This window comes from Pseudomonas borbori (assembly GCF_900115555.1).
GTDB classification, from domain to species: Bacteria; Pseudomonadota; Gammaproteobacteria; order Pseudomonadales; family Pseudomonadaceae; genus Aquipseudomonas; species Aquipseudomonas borbori.
On sequence record NZ_FOWX01000022.1, the window covers coordinates 26,639 to 42,320 of the forward strand.

The 15,682-nt window shown below is 64.6% G+C and carries 14 protein-coding genes; 6 read left to right on the top strand and 8 right to left on the bottom strand.

What is annotated here, in order from left to right:
- Positions 1-35 precede the first annotated feature (35 nt).
- From BM315_RS16030 to BM315_RS16040, 3 genes are all read right to left on the bottom strand, one after another.
- Entirely contained in the window at positions 36-1,646 is a 1,611-nt protein-coding gene (locus BM315_RS16030) for an ABC transporter substrate-binding protein (protein WP_090502759.1), read from the bottom strand.
- 111 nt (positions 1,647-1,757) lie between these two features.
- Positions 1,758-3,356 (bottom strand): ABC transporter substrate-binding protein, encoded by a 1,599-nt coding sequence (locus BM315_RS16035; protein WP_090502761.1) that lies wholly within the window; start codon positions 3,354-3,356, stop codon positions 1,758-1,760.
- Between the two features lie 224 nt (positions 3,357-3,580).
- Positions 3,581-4,294: an SIMPL domain-containing protein gene (locus BM315_RS16040; RefSeq protein WP_090502763.1), complete on the bottom strand. Its 714-nt coding sequence runs from the start codon at positions 4,292-4,294 to the stop codon at positions 3,581-3,583.
- Positions 4,295-4,569: 275 nt separating this feature from the next.
- Between BM315_RS16040 and BM315_RS16045 the strand changes: the two genes are divergently transcribed.
- The 3 genes from BM315_RS16045 (at position 4,570) to BM315_RS16055 (ending at position 7,589) form a co-directional block, all read left to right on the top strand.
- Positions 4,570-5,823 carry an ATP-binding protein gene (locus BM315_RS16045; protein ID WP_090502765.1) on the top strand — a complete coding sequence of 418 codons (1,254 nt, stop codon included), beginning with the start codon at positions 4,570-4,572 and terminating at the stop codon, positions 5,821-5,823.
- Between the two features lie 13 nt (positions 5,824-5,836).
- A complete protein-coding gene (locus BM315_RS16050; RefSeq protein ID WP_090502767.1) occupies positions 5,837-6,397 on the top strand; it encodes a response regulator transcription factor in 561 nt (186 codons plus the stop codon).
- A 250-nt stretch (positions 6,398-6,647) separates the two neighbouring features.
- A complete protein-coding gene (locus BM315_RS16055) occupies positions 6,648-7,589 on the top strand; it encodes an AEC family transporter (protein WP_090502769.1) in 942 nt (313 codons plus the stop codon).
- Between the two features lie 276 nt (positions 7,590-7,865).
- On the opposite strand, the gene BM315_RS16060 is transcribed toward BM315_RS16055, so the two are convergent.
- The 5 genes from BM315_RS16060 to gatC all read right to left on the bottom strand — a co-directional run bounded on the left by BM315_RS16060 (position 7,866) and on the right by gatC (position 12,737).
- Positions 7,866-8,960, bottom strand: a complete 1,095-nt coding sequence (locus tag BM315_RS16060; protein WP_090502771.1) for a calcium/sodium antiporter — start codon at positions 8,958-8,960, stop codon at positions 7,866-7,868.
- A 90-nt stretch (positions 8,961-9,050) separates the two neighbouring features.
- Positions 9,051-9,419, bottom strand: a complete 369-nt coding sequence (locus BM315_RS16065) for a septal ring lytic transglycosylase RlpA family protein (protein WP_090502774.1) — start codon at positions 9,417-9,419, stop codon at positions 9,051-9,053.
- A gap of 119 nt (positions 9,420-9,538) precedes the next feature.
- Positions 9,539-10,987, bottom strand: coding sequence for an Asp-tRNA(Asn)/Glu-tRNA(Gln) amidotransferase subunit GatB (gatB, locus tag BM315_RS16070; protein WP_090502776.1), 1,449 nt, complete (start codon positions 10,985-10,987; stop codon positions 9,539-9,541).
- Positions 10,988-10,998: 11 nt separating this feature from the next.
- On the bottom strand, positions 10,999-12,453 hold the full coding sequence (gene gatA, locus BM315_RS16075; RefSeq protein ID WP_170862234.1) for an Asp-tRNA(Asn)/Glu-tRNA(Gln) amidotransferase subunit GatA: 1,455 nt from the start codon (positions 12,451-12,453) through the stop codon (positions 10,999-11,001).
- Complete coding sequence (gene gatC / locus BM315_RS16080; protein ID WP_090502780.1) at positions 12,450-12,737, bottom strand: Asp-tRNA(Asn)/Glu-tRNA(Gln) amidotransferase subunit GatC; 288 nt, start codon at positions 12,735-12,737, stop codon at positions 12,450-12,452. The genes gatA and gatC overlap by 4 nt, the downstream gene beginning before the upstream one ends.
- Positions 12,738-13,077: 340 nt before the next feature.
- On the opposite strand from gatC, the gene mreB reads away from it, so the two are divergent.
- From mreB to mreD, 3 genes are all read left to right on the top strand, one after another.
- Positions 13,078-14,115: a rod shape-determining protein MreB gene (mreB, locus tag BM315_RS16085; RefSeq protein WP_079203152.1), complete on the top strand. Its 1,038-nt coding sequence runs from the start codon at positions 13,078-13,080 to the stop codon at positions 14,113-14,115.
- Positions 14,116-14,240: 125 nt separating this feature from the next.
- Positions 14,241-15,191: a rod shape-determining protein MreC gene (gene mreC / locus BM315_RS16090; protein WP_244527316.1), complete on the top strand. Its 951-nt coding sequence runs from the start codon at positions 14,241-14,243 to the stop codon at positions 15,189-15,191.
- Positions 15,188-15,676 (top strand): rod shape-determining protein MreD, encoded by a 489-nt coding sequence (mreD, locus tag BM315_RS16095; protein WP_090502784.1) that lies wholly within the window; start codon positions 15,188-15,190, stop codon positions 15,674-15,676. The genes mreC and mreD overlap by 4 nt, the downstream gene beginning before the upstream one ends.
- Positions 15,677-15,682 lie beyond the last annotated feature (6 nt).

Below are 15,682 nucleotides of genomic sequence, written 5' to 3' on the forward strand. Positions count from 1 at the left end.
TGCCCGCGAACGGCTATCGCGGGCATGGCCCGCTCCTACGGTTCTCGTCTCACCCTGGAGAAATTGTTCGAGCCCATGGGGCTGAGGACGAACCCCTGCACGTCCCGGCGCAGGGCGCTGAACTGTTTGGGGTGGGCCAGGGGGATCCAGGGCGCCTGTTCGTGGAAGATCGCCAGCGCCCGGCGATAGAGTGCGGCGCGTTGCGCCTGGTCCGGCAGCTGGCGGGCCCGGGCGATCAGGGCGTCGAATTCGGCGTGGCACCAGCCGGCCTGGTTCTCGCCGGACTGGGCGGCGGCGCAGGACAGGTTGGGCGTGAGGAAGTTGTCCGGGTCGCCGTTGTCGCCGGCCCAGCCCATGAACACCAGATCGTGTTCGCCGTTCTTCGCCCGCTTGATCAGCTCGCCCCACTCGAACACGCGGATCTCGGCGCGGATGCCGATGGCGGCCAGGTCGGCCTGGAGCATCTGCGCGCCGATTCCCGGGTTGGGGTTGGTCGGGCCGCCGCCGGGGCGGGTCCAGATCGCCAGTTCGAAGCCGTCGGCATGCCCGGCCTCGGCCAGCAGCTGCCTGGCCCGCGCGAGATCATGAGGCCAGCCGGACAGCGCGGGGTCGTGGCCCCAGAGCGTCGGCGGGTAGGGCGCCACGGCCGGGCTGGCGCCGCCTGGGCCATATTGCGCGCGAATGTAGGCGCTTTTATCGAAGGCCAGGTTGAGCGCCTGACGCACGCGCACATCGTCCAGCGGTGGGTGGCGGGTGTTGATGCCGATATAGGCGACCAGCAGCGAGTCCAGCTCCAGCACCCGCAGCGCTGGGTCGGCCTTGAGCGTGGGGATGTCCACCGGGCGCGGGTACAGGGCGATCTGGCAGTCGCCGGCCTTGAGCCGCTGCTGGCGCACATTGGGCTCGGGGGTGATGGCGAAAATCAGCCGTTCGAGCGCCGGCGCGCCGGCCCAGTGCTCCGGGTTGCCGCGAAAACGCACCTGGGCGTCCTTGGCGTAGCGCTCGAAGACCAAGGGCCCGGTGCCGACCGGCAGGCGGTTGAGCTGTTCGCTCTTGCCCTGGGCGAGCAGTTGCCCGGCGTACTCGGCGGAATAGATCGAGGCGAAGCCCATGGCCAGATTGGCCAGGAAGGGCGCTTCGGGGTGCTTGAGGACGAAGCGCACGCGGTGCTCGCCGAGCTTGTCGATGCGTTCGATCAACTGCGCTATGGCCATGGCTTCGGCATAGGGGAAGCCGCGCACGGACAGCTGGTGCCAGGGGTGCTGCGGGTCGAGCTGGCGCTGGAAGCTCCAGAGCACGTCATCGGCATTCAGCTCGCGGCTCGGGGTGAACCAGGCGGTGCGGTGGAACTTGACCCCCTGACGCAGGTGAAAGGTGTAGCTGAGGCCATCGGCGCTGACCTGCCAGCGCTCGGCCAGCGCGGGGATCAGCGCGGTGCTGCCGGGGGCGAAGCCGACCAGGCGCTCGAAGACGGTTTCCGCCGTGGCATCGGCGGTGGTCGCCGCGGTGTACTGGACGATGTCGAAGCCTTCCGGGCTGGCCTCGCTGCATACCACCAGGCGGGCGCCAGCGGCATAAACCTGGCTGGCCGCGGCAAGGGCGCCACAGAGCAGCAGGCGGAGAAACGGACGCAGGGCATTGGACATCGTTGCTGTTCCCAAACTACGGCGGTGCGAAGCAGGCGTGGCCGGATAGGCCACGGCTGGCACGGAACCCGGTCCGGCGGATAACCGGCCCGGGTGTTCACTCGGGGCGGACTACTCGACGCTTACCCCGTAGAAGGCGTTGAGCGCGAAGGGACTGATCTTGAAGTCCTTTACGCTGGTGCGCATCGGTTGGTACACGGTGGAGTGGGCGATCGGGGTGATCGGCACTTCGCGCTTGAGAATCACCTGGGCCTGCTGGTACAGCTTGGTGCGCTCGGCCACGTCGGTGGTGCGCTTGGCCGCCTTGATCAGCTTGTCGTACTCGGCATCGCACCACTTGGAGAAGTTGTTGCCGTCCACCGCATCGCAGCCGTAGAGGGTGCCCAGCCAGTTGTCCGGGTCGCCGTTGTCGCCGCTCCAGCCGATCAGCATGGCGTCGTGTTCGCCGGCCTTGGTGCGCTTGAGGTACTCGCCCCATTCGTAGCTGACGATCTTCACCTTGAGGCCGATCTTGCCCCAGTCGGCTTGCAGCATCTCGGCCATCAGCTTGGCGTTGGGGTTGTACGGGCGCTGCACCGGCATGGCCCACAGGGTGATCTCGGTGCCTTCTTTGATGCCGGCGGCCTTGAGCAGCTGCCTGGCTTTCTCCGGGTCGTAGGCGGCGTCCTTGATGCTGTCGTTATACGACCACTGGGTCGGCGGCATGCCGTTGACCGCCAGCTGGCCGGCGCTCTGGTAGACCGCATCGATGATCGCCTGCTTGTTCACCGCCATGTCCAGAGCCTGGCGCACGGCGAGCTGGTCGAGCGGCTTGTGCCTGACGTTGTAGGCGATATAGCCATCGTTGAAGCCGGGCTGCGACGGCATCTGGATGTTCGGGTCGTTGTTCAGCGCCTCGAGGTCGGCCGGCCGTGGGAACAGGGTGACATGGCATTCGCCGGCCCTGAGCTTCTGCATGCGCACCGAGGCATCGGTGTTGATGGCGAAGATCAGGTTGTCGAGCTTGACCTCGTCCGGGTTCCAGTAATCGGGGTTGCCCTTGAAGCGGATCTGCGAGTCTTTCTGGTAGCGCTTGAACACGAAGGGGCCGGTGCCGATCGGCTTCTGGTTGATCTCGGCGGCCTTGCCGGCCGCGAGCAACTGCCCGGCGTATTCGGCCGAGTGGATCGAGGCGAAGCTCATCGCCAGGTTCTGGATAAAGGCGGCGTCCACCTGGTTGAGGGTGAACCTGACGGTCAGCTCGTCGAGCTTCTCCAGCTTGGCGATATTGGCGTCCATGCCCATGTCGGTAAAATAGGGGAATTCGCTGGGGTAGGCCTTGCGGAACGGGTGGTCCTTGTCGAGCATGCGCTGGAAGGTGAACAGCACGTCGTCGGCGTTGAAGGTGCGGCTTGGCGTGAAGTAGGAGGTCGAGTGGAACTTGACGCCGGGGCGCAGATGGAAGGTGTAGCTCAGGCCATCTGCGGCGATGTCCCATTTTTCCGCGAGGCCGGGGATGACCGCGGTGCCGCCGCGCTCGAACTGGGTCAGACGGTTGAACACGGTTTCCGCGGAGGCATCGAAGTCGGTGCCGGTGGTGTACAGCCCCGGGTCGAACCCGGCCGGGCTGCCTTCGGAACAGAACACCAGGTTGCTGGCGGCCATAGCCAGCGGGGTGCTGGCAATCAGCCCGGCAACGACAAAAGCCTGGATGAAGGCGTTTTTACGCATAGTGACCTCATTGATTATTGTGGTTATTCGCGTGAGGGGACTCTTGTGGAGACCTCGGATGAAACTATGCACGGCATGTGCCGCAGGCAAGGGGCATGACGCATTCAGCGTAGCAACTGCGGGCGAGTTGTACGTGACTGTCGCATTCAAGTAATTTTCGCGGATAAAGCTGGCAATGCGCCGCTATCTGGCGACAACGGCGCTGCCTGCTTTCAGAGCCTGACTCAGGGTATCTGCACTTCGATCACGCCATCGGCATTGATCGTCACCTGGCTGGTACCGGCTTCGATGTCCGGCGTCACCGCCGCATCCATCATCGCCGCGCCTTTCATGGCCTCCATGCGCATCGGCATTGGCGGCTGGAAGCCGCCGCTGTTCAGGTTCAGGTTGACCAGCTTGTAGCCGCTGCCGCCCAGGGCGTCGGTGGCCAGTTGCGCGCGGGCCTTGAACGCCGCCACGGCCTCCTTGAGCAGGGCGTCCTCGTGGGTCTTGCGCGTGGCGTCGGCAATGCTGAAGCTCATCGAGCCCATTTTCAGCTGTTGCAGCATCTCGCCGGTGAGCTTGGACAGGGCGCTGAAGTCGGCGCTTTCCAGGCGCAGTTCGGCACGCTCGCGCCAGGCGCTGATCCGCTGGCCCTTCTCGTCGTAGACCGGGTAGCTGTGCCGGCTGCCCATGGCCACGCTGACGCCTTTGACCTGACGTGCCTGGGCCAGGCTGGCATTGAGGGTCTTGCTGATCTGCGCGGCGAGGGCGGCCGGGTCGCTGTCTTGCGCCTCGCTGTAGAGGGTGACGTGCATCAGGTCGTGGGCGATTTCCTGATTGACCTCGGCGCGCAGGGCGATCTGGTTGTAGCGGGCCTGTTCGGCATGTACCGCGAGACTGAACAGACCGGCGGCGCTGAAGAGCAGGGCGCTGGCGAGGCGGGACAATGGCTGCATGACGATTCCTTGTGAGCGATGTGGATACAGAGAGTTAGGCGTGATGCCAAGGGTAGACGTAGCGCTTCGACTGTTCGGGTTAAATCCGGTTCATTGCCGGTCTGTATGTCTCGTGCAACCAGCGTAGGGTGCGCCGTGCGCACCGGTATCCGGCGTTGTGGCGCGGCGCACGCTACGTTCGCCGGCTCTGCACTGCGGCCAGTTGTCGCAGCGGGCCGGGCGGAGCCTTGGTTATACTCGCCGGGCTCGGCCCCCGAGCCCTTTTTGGAGAGCCCATGCTCGCACCCGTGCAGTTGCTGTCGGCCAGCCGGCAAAATCTCTGGCGCCTGACCCTGATCCGTATCCTGGTGCTGGCCGCCCAGGCCGGCTCGGTGGGGCTGGCCTACAATTCCGGGTTGCTGCCCTTGCCCTGGCAGGAACTGAGCATCACCCTCGGCGTCTCGCTGGGGCTGTGCCTGCTGACCGCCTTGCGGCTGCGCGGCCCCTGGCCGGTCACCGAGCTGGAGTACTCGGTACAGCTGGGCTGCGACCTGATCATCCACAGCGTGCTGCTGTATTACTCGGGTGGCTCGACCAACCCCTTCGTCTCCTATTACCTGGTGCCGCTGACCATCGCCGCGGCGACCTTGCCCTGGCTCTACACCATGACCCTGTCGGGGCTGGCACTGGCCGGCTACACCCTGCTGCTGGTGTGGTCGCACCCGCTGGGCTTGCCGTCCGGCCCGCGCGAGAGCCTGTTGATCTACGGCATGTGGCTGAGTTTCGCCCTGGCCGCGGGGCTGATCACCTTCTTCGTCGCCAAGATGGCCGAGGAACTGCGCGATCAGGAAGAGTTGCGCGCCGAACGCCGCGAGGAAGGCCTGCGCGACCAGCAGTTGCTGGCGGTCGCCACCCAGGCTGCCGGCGCCGCCCATGAGCTGGGTACGCCACTGGCGACCATGAGCGTGCTGATCAAGGAGCTGCGCCGCGAACATCGGGACCCGCTGTTGCAGGAAGACCTGGCGGTGCTGCAGGAGCAGGTCAAGCTGTGCAAGGAAACCCTGCAGCAGCTGGTGCGCGCCGCCGAGGCGGACCGGCGCCAGGCGGTGATCGAGCAGTCCTGTGTCGAGTGGCTGGAAACCACCCTCAATCGCTGGCACCTGATGCGCCCCGAGGCCAGCTATCGTTACCAGTGCCTGGGGCTGGGCACGCCGCCGCGCATAATGCCGCCGGCCGACCTGACCCAGGCGCTGCTCAACCTGCTGAACAACGCTGCCGACGCCTGCCCGGACAAGCTGGACATTCGCCTCGACTGGGATCACCAGTGGCTGCGCCTGAGCATCCGCGACTTCGGCGCCGGCGTGCCGCTGGCCATCGCCGAACAGCTCGGCCGGCCGTTTTTCACCACCAAGGGCAAGGGCTTCGGCTTGGGGCTGTTTCTCAGTCAGGCCAGCGTCACCCGTGCCGGCGGCACGGTAAAGTTGTATAACCACGAAGAAGGCGGCACGCTCACCGAGCTGAAGTTGCCGCGCGCCTATGCCAGAGCCTGAGGAAGTATTGAGTATGAGTGACGAAGTCCTGTTCGAAGGCGAAGAACAACCCCATCTGCTGCTGGTCGATGACGACCCGACCTTCACCCGGGTGCTGGCAAGGGCCATGAGTCGGCGCGGCCTGCGCGTGTCCACCGCCGGCTCGGCCGAGGAAGGCCTGGCCCTGGCCGAGCGGGATCTGCCGGATTACGCGGTGCTCGATTTGAAGATGGAAGGCGACTCCGGCCTGGTGCTGCTGCCCAAGCTGCTGGAGCTGGATGCGGAGATGCGCGTGGTGATTCTCACCGGCTATTCGAGCATCGCCACCGCGGTGGAGGCGATCAAGCGCGGCGCCTGCAACTACCTGTGCAAGCCGGCCGATGCCGACGACGTGCTGGCCGCGCTGCTGACCCAGCACGCCGACCTGGACAGCCTGGTGCCGGAAAACCCGATGTCGGTGGACCGCCTGCAGTGGGAACATATCCAGCGCGTGCTGGCCGAGCACGAAGGCAACATCTCCGCCACCGCTCGCGCCCTCGGTATGCATAGACGCACCCTGCAGCGCAAATTGCAGAAGCGCCCGGTCAAGCGCTGAGACCGGCGCCGGACGTAGGAGCGGGCCATGCCCGCGATGCTTTTGGCGACAGGCTCTATCGCGGCCATGGGCCACTCCTAGACGGCGGGCTCCGCGCGCACCCAGTTTGCTGCGCGACAGTGCGGCGTCGGAGCAGGCGAAAATCGTAGTTCGGACGAAGATCCGCCTACGTGCGGATACTGTCAGTTTGTCGCACCTCTTCTGCTGTTATGATTAGCCCCCTAACTAAATCCGCCGCCCAGGGCTCGTCATGTTCGCCGTCGTCCAGCAAACCCTCGCCATCACCGCGCCGGTGTTCTCGATGTTGTTTCTCGGCGTGGCGCTCAAGCGCCTGGGCTGGATCGACGATGCCTTTATCAATACCGCATCCTCGCTGGTGTTTCGCGGCACCATGCCGGCTCTGCTGTTTCTCGGCATCGTCAAGGCGGACCTGAGCACGGCCTTGCAGCCGGCGTTGCTCGGCTATTTCGTGCTGGCGACCCTGGCGTGTTTCCTGATCGCCTGGGGCTGGGCCATCTGGCGCTGTCCGCAGGTGGATCGCGGTATCTACACCCAGGGCGCGTTTCGCGGCAATAACGGCATTGTCGGTCTGGCGCTGGCCACCAGCCTGTATGGCGATTACGGCCTGTCGCTCGGTGCGGTGTTGGGTGGGGTGGTGATCCTCTGCTACAACAGCCTCTCGGCCATCGTCCTGGCGATCTACAGTCCGCACGTCAAGTCCGGTCCCTGGGCCATCGGCAAGAGCATCCTGAGCAATCCGCTGATCATCGGCGTGCTGGCGGCGATGCCGATCGCCTACTGGCGCCTGCCGCTGCCGGACTGGCTGATGATCTCGACCCAGTACTTCGCGCAGATGACCCTGCCGCTGGCGTTGATCTGTATCGGCGGCACCCTGAGCCTGGCCTCGTTGCGCAAGAGCAGCGGCATTGCCATCAGTTCGAGCTTGATGAAGATGGTCTGGCTGCCCTTGCTGGCGACCCTGGGCGCCTGGCTGTGGGGCTTTCGCGACGCGGAACTGGCGATCCTGTTCCTCTATTTCGCCAGCCCCACGGCTGCCGCCAGCTTCGTCATGGCGCGGGCGGTGAATGGCAACCATCAGTTGGCGGCGGCGATCATCGTGATCACCACCCTGGCGGCGGTGCTGACCATCAATATCGGTTTGCTGCTGTTGCAGTGGGTGGGCTGGATCTAGGGGCTGCTGGGCAAGGCTCAGGCGTTGATCGCGGATCGCTGTTATGAGTATCGCTTCGCCGGTCTAAAGGGGTTCGCACCATCCACGGGTGGTTTTGTAGGATGGCGTTGAGCGAAGCGATACCCATCACAACGATCTGCGACAAACCAATAAAACCCGGCGCCTGCACAACCGATCGATGGGTATCGCTGCGCTCAACCATATCCTACAAAAGCCTGGCCGCTACATCCGTAGGATGTGGCGGGTGAGCGCGGCGATATTCATCGGATCAGCGGTCTAAAAGCTCTCGCGCTGTTTATGCCAGGCGCGTCCGGCGATCACCACCAGGGTCACTGCCGTCAGCGGCAGCACATAACCGAGCATGGCGTCGCCGAAGGTCTGGGCAAATGGCCGGCCGGTGGCGAACAGCACCAGGTAGAGGGTGTAGGCCAGGTAGTAGGCGAGAAACAGCAGGCCTTCCCAGCGATTGATGCGGTAGCCGGCAAAGAAGATCGGCAGGCAGGCCACGGCCACGGCAATCATCACCGGGAAGTCGAAGGCCAGGGCGTTCGGCGACACCGAGATCGGCAGCGGCGACACCAGCGAGGCCAGGCCCAGCACACAGAGCAGGTTGAAGATGTTGCTGCCGACGATATTGCCCACGGCGATATCCCGCTCGCCGCGCAAGGCGGCCATGATCGAGGTCGCCAGCTCCGGCAGCGAAGTGCCGATGGCGACCACGGTCAGGCCGATGATCAGCTCGGACAGGCCCAGGGCGCGGGCCAGGCTGACGGCGCCTTCGACCAGGAGGTTGGAGCCGCCCACCAGCAGCACCAGGCCGGCGCCGATCAGGGCCAGGTTGATCAGCCAGGCATAGGGCTTGGGCGCTTCGTGCAGGCCGAACTCCTTGGCGAACTCATCGTCTTCATCGGTGCTCTTGTCCCTCAGGCTGCTGATGATCAGGAAGCCGGTGTAGGCCAGCACGCCGGCGAACAGCAGGGCGCCGTCGAGCGTACTCAAGTTGCCATCCCAGGCCAGGGCGTAAACCACCAGGCTGGCGCCGATCATGATCGGTACATCGAGGCGGATCAGTTGCCGCGAGACGATCAAGGGGGCAATCAGGGCGGTCATGCCGAGGATCAGCAGGACGTTGGCGATATTGCTGCCGATCACGTTGCCGATGGCCAGGTCGCCGCTGCCGTTCAGGGCGGCCTGTACGCTGACGGCGGTTTCCGGCGCGCTGGTACCGAAGGCCACCACGGTCAGGCCGATCACCAGGGGCGGAATGCCGAATTGCGCCGCCAGTTTGGCGGCGCCGCGCACCAGCACCTCGGCGCCGGCAACCAGCAATACCAGGCCGGCGATCAGGTAGACGAAGGTCATCAGGGTCATTGCGAGGGGCTCCGGAAAAGTGCGGCTAGTTTAATCATCCGCGGGCGCTGCGCCAGTGTTGCGCGTGTCTGTATGTTTCTGGGATCGGGCTCAGTCAGCCAGTTGCTCGACGCGCACCGGCACCACGCCGGCGCGGAGCATGTCGATTTGCGCTGCGGCCTTGTGCGACAAGTCGATGATGCGGCCTCTGACGAAGGGACCACGGTCGTTGATGCGTACCACCACGCTTTTGTCGTTGCGCAGGTTGGTCACCAATACGCGGCTGCCGAAGGGCAGGCTGCGGTGGGCGGCGGTGAGGGCGTGCTGGTCGAAACGCTCGCCGCTGGCGGTTTTCCTGCCATGGTGGCGGGCGCCGTAATACGAAGCCTTGCCTTCGGCGCGGTAGCCCTGACGGTCGATGCCCTGGCTGGCGCACGCGCTGAGCAAGAGGGCAGTGGCGAACAGGATCAGTAAGCGCATAGGGTTCCGGGCATGTAGATGTATTGGGGGCCTCGCTTCGATGGGTATCGCTGCGCTCAACCCATCCTACGAATAGAACAACGCCGGGCAGCCCCCGGCGTAGTTCGCTACAGCAAGGTTTACCCTTCGAGTTTGTTCTTCAGCAGTTGGTTCACCTGGCCGGGGTTGGCCTTGCCCTTGGAGGCCTTCATCGCCTGGCCGACGAAGAAGCCGAACATCTTGCCGCGCTTGGCTTCGTCGCTGGCGCGGTACTGTTCGACCTGCTCGGCGTTGGCCGCCAGCACCTCGTCGAGCATCGACTCGATGGCGCCGGAGTCGGTGACCTGCTTGAGGCCTTTTTTCTCGATGACGTCATCGGCCGTCGTACCTTCGCCTGCAGCCAGGGCCTCGAACACCATCTTGGCGATCTTGCCGCTGATGGTGTTGTCCTTGATCCGCAGGATCATCCCGCCCAGCTGCTCGGCGGACACTGGCGACTGTTCGATTTCCAGGTTGTCCTTGTTGAGCAGGCTGGACAGTTCGCCCATCACCCAGTTGGCCGCCAGCTTGGCATCGCCGCACACGCCGTTGACCGCCTCGAAGTAGTCGGCCAGTTCGCGACTGGCGGCCAATACGTTGGCGTCGTAGGCGGACAGGCCGAACTGCTCCTGGAAACGCGCGCGCTTCTCAACCGGCAGCTCCGGCAGGCTGGCGCGGATCTGGTCGAGGAAGCTCTGCTCGATCACCACCGGCAGCAGGTCGGGGCAGGGGAAGTAACGGTAGTCGTTGGCTTCTTCCTTGCTGCGCATGGAGCGCGTCTGATCCTTGTTCGGGTCGTACAGGCGGGTTTCCTGGACCACCTTGCCGCCGTCCTCGATCAGCTCGATCTGCCGTTGCACTTCGTGGTTGATGGCTTTTTCGATAAAGCGGAAGGAGTTGACGTTCTTGATCTCGGCGCGGGTGCCAAACTCGGCCTGGCCCTTGGGCCGTACCGAGACGTTGCAGTCACAGCGCAGCGAGCCTTCGGCCATGTTGCCGTCGCAGATGCCGAGGTAGCGCACCAGGGCGTGGATCGCCTTGACGTAGGCCACGGCTTCCTTGGCCGAACGGATGTCCGGCTCGGAAACGATCTCCAGCAGCGGCGTGCCGGCGCGGTTGAGGTCGATGCCGCTCATGCCGTGGAAGTCTTCGTGCAGGCTCTTGCCGGCGTCTTCTTCCAGGTGCGCGCGGGTGATGCCGATGCGCTTGTTGCTGCCGTCTTCCAGGGTGATGTCGAGGAAGCCCTTGCCGACGATGGGGTGATCCATCTGGCTGGTCTGGTAGCCCTTGGGCAGGTCCGGGTAGAAGTAGTTCTTACGGGCGAAGACGTTCTGCGGCGCGATATGCGCGTCGATGGCCAGGCCGAACTTGCAGGCCATGCGTACCGCTTCGGCATTCAGCACCGGCAATGTGCCGGGCATGCCGAGGTCGATCAGGCTGGCCTGGGTGTTGGGCTCGGCACCGAAGGCGATGGCGCTGGCGGAAAAGATCTTCGATTGGGTGCTGAGCTGGGCGTGAATTTCCAGCCCGATTACGGTTTCCCATTGCATGCGTGTCGTCCTCAGAATCCAGCCGGAGCTTGTGTGTGCCAGTCAGTGACCTGTTGGTACTGGTGGGCGACGTTGAGCAAGCGGCCTTCCTGGAAGTAAGGGGCGAGCAGTTGCACACCCACCGGCAGACCGTCGACGAAGCCGGCCGGCATCGACAGGCCGGGGATGCCGGCCAGGTTGGCGGTGATGGTGTAGATGTCTTCCAGATAGGCGGCGACCGGGTCGTGGTTCTTCTCGCCGAGCTTCCAGGCCAGGTTCGGCGTGGTCGGGCCGAGGATCACGTCGACCTCGTCGAAGGCGGACACGAAGTCGTTCTTGATCAGGCGGCGGATTTTCTGCGCCTTCAGGTAGTAGGCGTCGTAGTAACCGGCGGACAGCGCGTAGGTGCCGACCATGATTCGGCGTTTGACTTCCGCGCCGAAGCCTTCGCCACGCGAGCGCTTGTACAGGTCTTCGAGGTTGACCGGGTTTTCGCAGCGGTAGCCAAAGCGCACGCCGTCGAAGCGCGACAGGTTGGAGCTGGCCTCGGCCGGGGCGATCACGTAATAGGCCGGAATCGCGTGCTGCATATTGGGCAGACTGATGTCCTTGATGGTGGCGCCGAGTTTCTTCAGCTCCTCGACCACGGCTAGCACCTTCTCGCCGATGCGGGCATCGAGGCCGCTGCCGAAGTATTCCCTGGGCAGGCCGATACGCAGGCCGTTCAGCGGCTGGTTCAGGGCGGTCAGGTAGTCGTCCACCGGCTGCTCGACGCTGGTGGAGTCCTTGGGGTCGAAACCGGCCATGGCTTGCAGCATCAGTGCGCAGTCTTCGGCGGAGCGCGCCAGGGGGCCGCCCTGATCGAGGCTGGAGGCGTAGGCGATCATGCCCCAGCGGGATACCCGGCCGTAGGTCGGTTTGATTCCGGTGAGGTTGGTCAGCGCCGCCGGCTGGCGGATCGAGCCGCCGGTGTCGGTGCCGGTGGCGGCCGGCAGCAGACGTGCGGCGATCGCCGCGGCCGAGCCGCCGGAGGAGCCGCCCGGTACGCGGGTCAGGTCCCAGGGATTGTGCACCGGGCCGTAGTGACTGGACTCGTTGGCCGAGCCCATGGCGAACTCGTCCATGTTCAGTTTGCCCAGGGTCACGGCACCGGCGCTGGCGAGTTTCTCCACCACGGTGGCGTCGTAGGGCGCCTTGAAACCGGTGAGGATCTTCGAGCCGCAGCTGGTCAGCACGTCTTTGGTGCAGAACAGGTCCTTGTGGCCGATCGGTGCACCGAGCAGGGCGCCGGTTTCACCCGCGGCGCGGCGCGCATCGGCGGCCTTGGCCTGGCCGAGGGCCAGCTCTGCGGTGACGCTGATGAAGCTGTTGAGTTGCGGGTCGAGTCGTTCGATGCGTGTCAGCAACTCGCGGGTCAGTTCCTCGGCGGAGAACTGTTTGGCAGCCAGGGCGCGGGCGATTTCAGCCAGGGTCAGTCGATGCATCACTCAATCACCTTGGGAACCAGGTACAGGCCGTTCTCCACGGCCGGGGCGATCGCCTGGTAGGCGTCGCGGTGGTTTTCTTCTGTCACCACGTCGGCGCGCAGGCGCTGGGTCGCTTCCAGGGGGTGAGCCAGTGGCTCGATAGCCGTGGTGTCGACCGCCTGCATTTGATCGATCAGGCCAAGAATGTTGTTGAGGGTCTCGGTCGTGCGTGGAATTTCGCTTTCATTAAGGCCCAATCGGGCCAGATGGGCGATTTTTTCCACCTCGGAGCGTTCAAGCGCCATTGAGGTTCTCCAGTAGAGGGCAGCCAATAGAAATGTGCGCGGGTCGCCATGTCTGAGCTGTGCAGGGAACGGATTCCATGAGCGGGTGTCAAAGGCCGCGATGATGGGCCGTAAAGCCCCGAAAAACAGGCAATCTAACATATTGCCGCCTTGCTCAAAATCCCTGTCGTTGTTAGAGTTTGCCGCACTTTTTATTCGCGCGTCGCTGCGCGGTTGACTATTCGCGCGTCGCCACGCGGTTGGTTATCTGCGCGTTAGCCGCGCGTGCGTTGTGCACACTTTACCTGCGCGTTACCCGCGCGCTGCTTTTTACCCACGCGTTGCCTAGGGTCCCTATCCCATGTTCAAAAAACTGCGTGGCATGTTTTCCAGCGATCTGTCGATCGACCTGGGCACTGCCAATACCCTGATCTATGTGCGCGAGCGCGGTATCGTCCTGAACGAGCCCTCGGTCGTAGCCATCCGTACCCACGGCAACCAGAAGAGCGTCGTTGCTGTCGGTACCGAAGCCAAGCGCATGCTCGGTCGCACCCCCGGCAATATCGCGGCCATCCGGCCGATGAAGGATGGCGTGATCGCCGATTTCAGCGTGTGCGAGAAGATGTTGCAGTACTTCATCAATAAGGTGCACGAGAACAGCTTTCTGCAGCCTTCGCCGCGCGTGCTGATCTGCGTGCCGTGCAAGTCCACCCAGGTGGAGCGCCGTGCCATCCGCGAATCGGCCCTGGGTGCCGGTGCCCGCGAAGTGTTCCTGATCGAAGAGCCGATGGCCGCCGCTATCGGTGCCGGCCTGCCGGTGGAAGAGGCCCGTGGCTCGATGGTCGTCGATATCGGCGGCGGTACCACGGAAATCGCGCTGATCTCGCTGAACGGCGTGGTCTACGCCGAGTCCGTGCGGGTCGGTGGCGACCGTTTCGACGAGGCCATCATCACCTACGTGCGGCGCAACTACGGTTCGCTGATCGGCGAGTCCACCGCCGAGCGGATCAAGCAGGAAATCGGCACCGCCTACCCGGGCGGCGAAGTTCGCGAAGTCGACGTGCGTGGCCGCAACCTGGCCGAAGGCGTGCCGCGCGCCTTCACCCTCAACTCCAATGAAGTGCTGGAAGCCCTGCAGGAATCCCTGGCCACCATCGTCCAGGCGGTCAAGAGCGCGCTGGAGCAGTCGCCGCCGGAGCTGGCGTCGGATATCGCCGAGCGTGGCCTGGTGTTGACCGGTGGTGGTGCCTTGTTGCGTGATCTGGACAAGTTGCTGGCCCAGGAAACCGGTCTGCCGGTGATCGTTGCCGAAGATCCGCTGACCTGCGTCGCCCGTGGCGGCGGCAAGGCCCTGGACATGATGGATCGCCACACCATGGATCTGCTGTCCACGGAGTGAGCCGTCTGCGCCAAGTCTCGAGCTGCAAGCCGGGTTGTCACTCGCTTGCAGCTTTTTGTTTGCTGCTTGACGCTTGAGGGGAACTCGCCATCAAACCGCTATTTGCCAAAGGTCCTTCGCTCGGTGTGCGCCTGTTGGTGTTCGCCGTGCTATCGGCTGCGCTGATGGTGGTGGATGCGCGGCTCAGCGTGTTGCAGCCGCTGCGCAGCCAGTTGGGGCTGATTGTCGAGCCGGTCTACTGGCTCGGCCGTTTGCCGGTGACCCTGTGGGACGGCGCCACCCAGGAGCTCAGCTCGCGCAGCGAACTGGCGGCCGAGAATGAGAAGCTCAAGGCCGAGAGTCTGATGCTGCAGCGGCGCCTGCAGAAGCTCGCGGCGTTGACCGAGCAGAACGTGCGCTTGCGCGAGTTGCTCAATTCGTCGGCGCTGGTCGACGACGATGTGCTGGCCACCGAGCTGATCGGCATCGACCCCAACCCCTTCACCCACCGCATCCTGATCGACAAGGGCAGCAAGGATGGCGTGCTGCTCGGTCAGCCGGTGCTCGATGCGCGCGGCCTGATGGGCCAGGTGGTCGAGGTGATGCCCTACACCTCGCGGGTGTTGTTGCTCACCGACACCACCCACAGCATCCCGGTGCAGGTCAACCGCAACGGCCTGCGCGCCATCGCCAGTGGCACCGGTAACCCGGAGCGCCTGGAGTTGCGCCATGTGGCCGATACCGCGGACGTCAAGGAAGGCGACCTGTTGCTCAGTTCCGGCCTGGGCCAGCGTTTTCCCGCGGGCTACCCGGTGGCCGTGGTCACCGAGGTGATTCACGACTCCGGCCAGCCGTTCGCGATTGTCCGCGCCATGCCGACGGCCAACCTGAATCGCAGCCGCTACATGCTTCTGGTGTTCACCGACCCGCGCAGCCCCGAGCAGCGCGCCAGCGATTCGGCCGAGGCGCAGGAGGCTGCGGATCGTCAGGCCCGCGAGCAGGCCGCAGGTGCGTCGCCAGCAACGCTTGCAGCCCCTGCTGCCGCGAGCGATGCGCCAGTTACTTCCCCCACTACTGCAGCGGAACCTCGCCAATGATCGCTCTGCGCGCGCGCAACGTCTGGGTGATCTGGCTCAGCCTGGCCCTGGCCCTGCTCCTCAGCGTGGCCACCTTGCCCAAGTTCATGGAGGTCGGCCGGCCGTTGTGGCTGGCGTTGTTCCTGACCTACTGGGTGCTGGCCTTGCCGCACCGGGTGGGCATGACCACGGCCTGGTGCGTCGGTCTGCTGGCCGATGTGCTGAACGGTACGCTGCTGGGGCAGAACGCCCTGATTCTTACCCTGGTGACTTTCCTGGTGCTGAGCCTGCACCAGCGCTTGCGCATGTTCCCCATGTGGCAACAGAGCATGGTGCTGCTGGTGGTGTTCGGCCTGGCTCAACTGGTTCAGCTGTGGCTCAATGCCTTGACCGGTAGCCGTCCGCCGACCCTGGCGTTCGTTTTGCCGGCACTGGTCAGCGCACTGCTGTGGCCGTGGGTCTGTGTCATTCTGCGCGGCGTGCACAAGCGCCTCAGCGTTAATTGAGTGCGG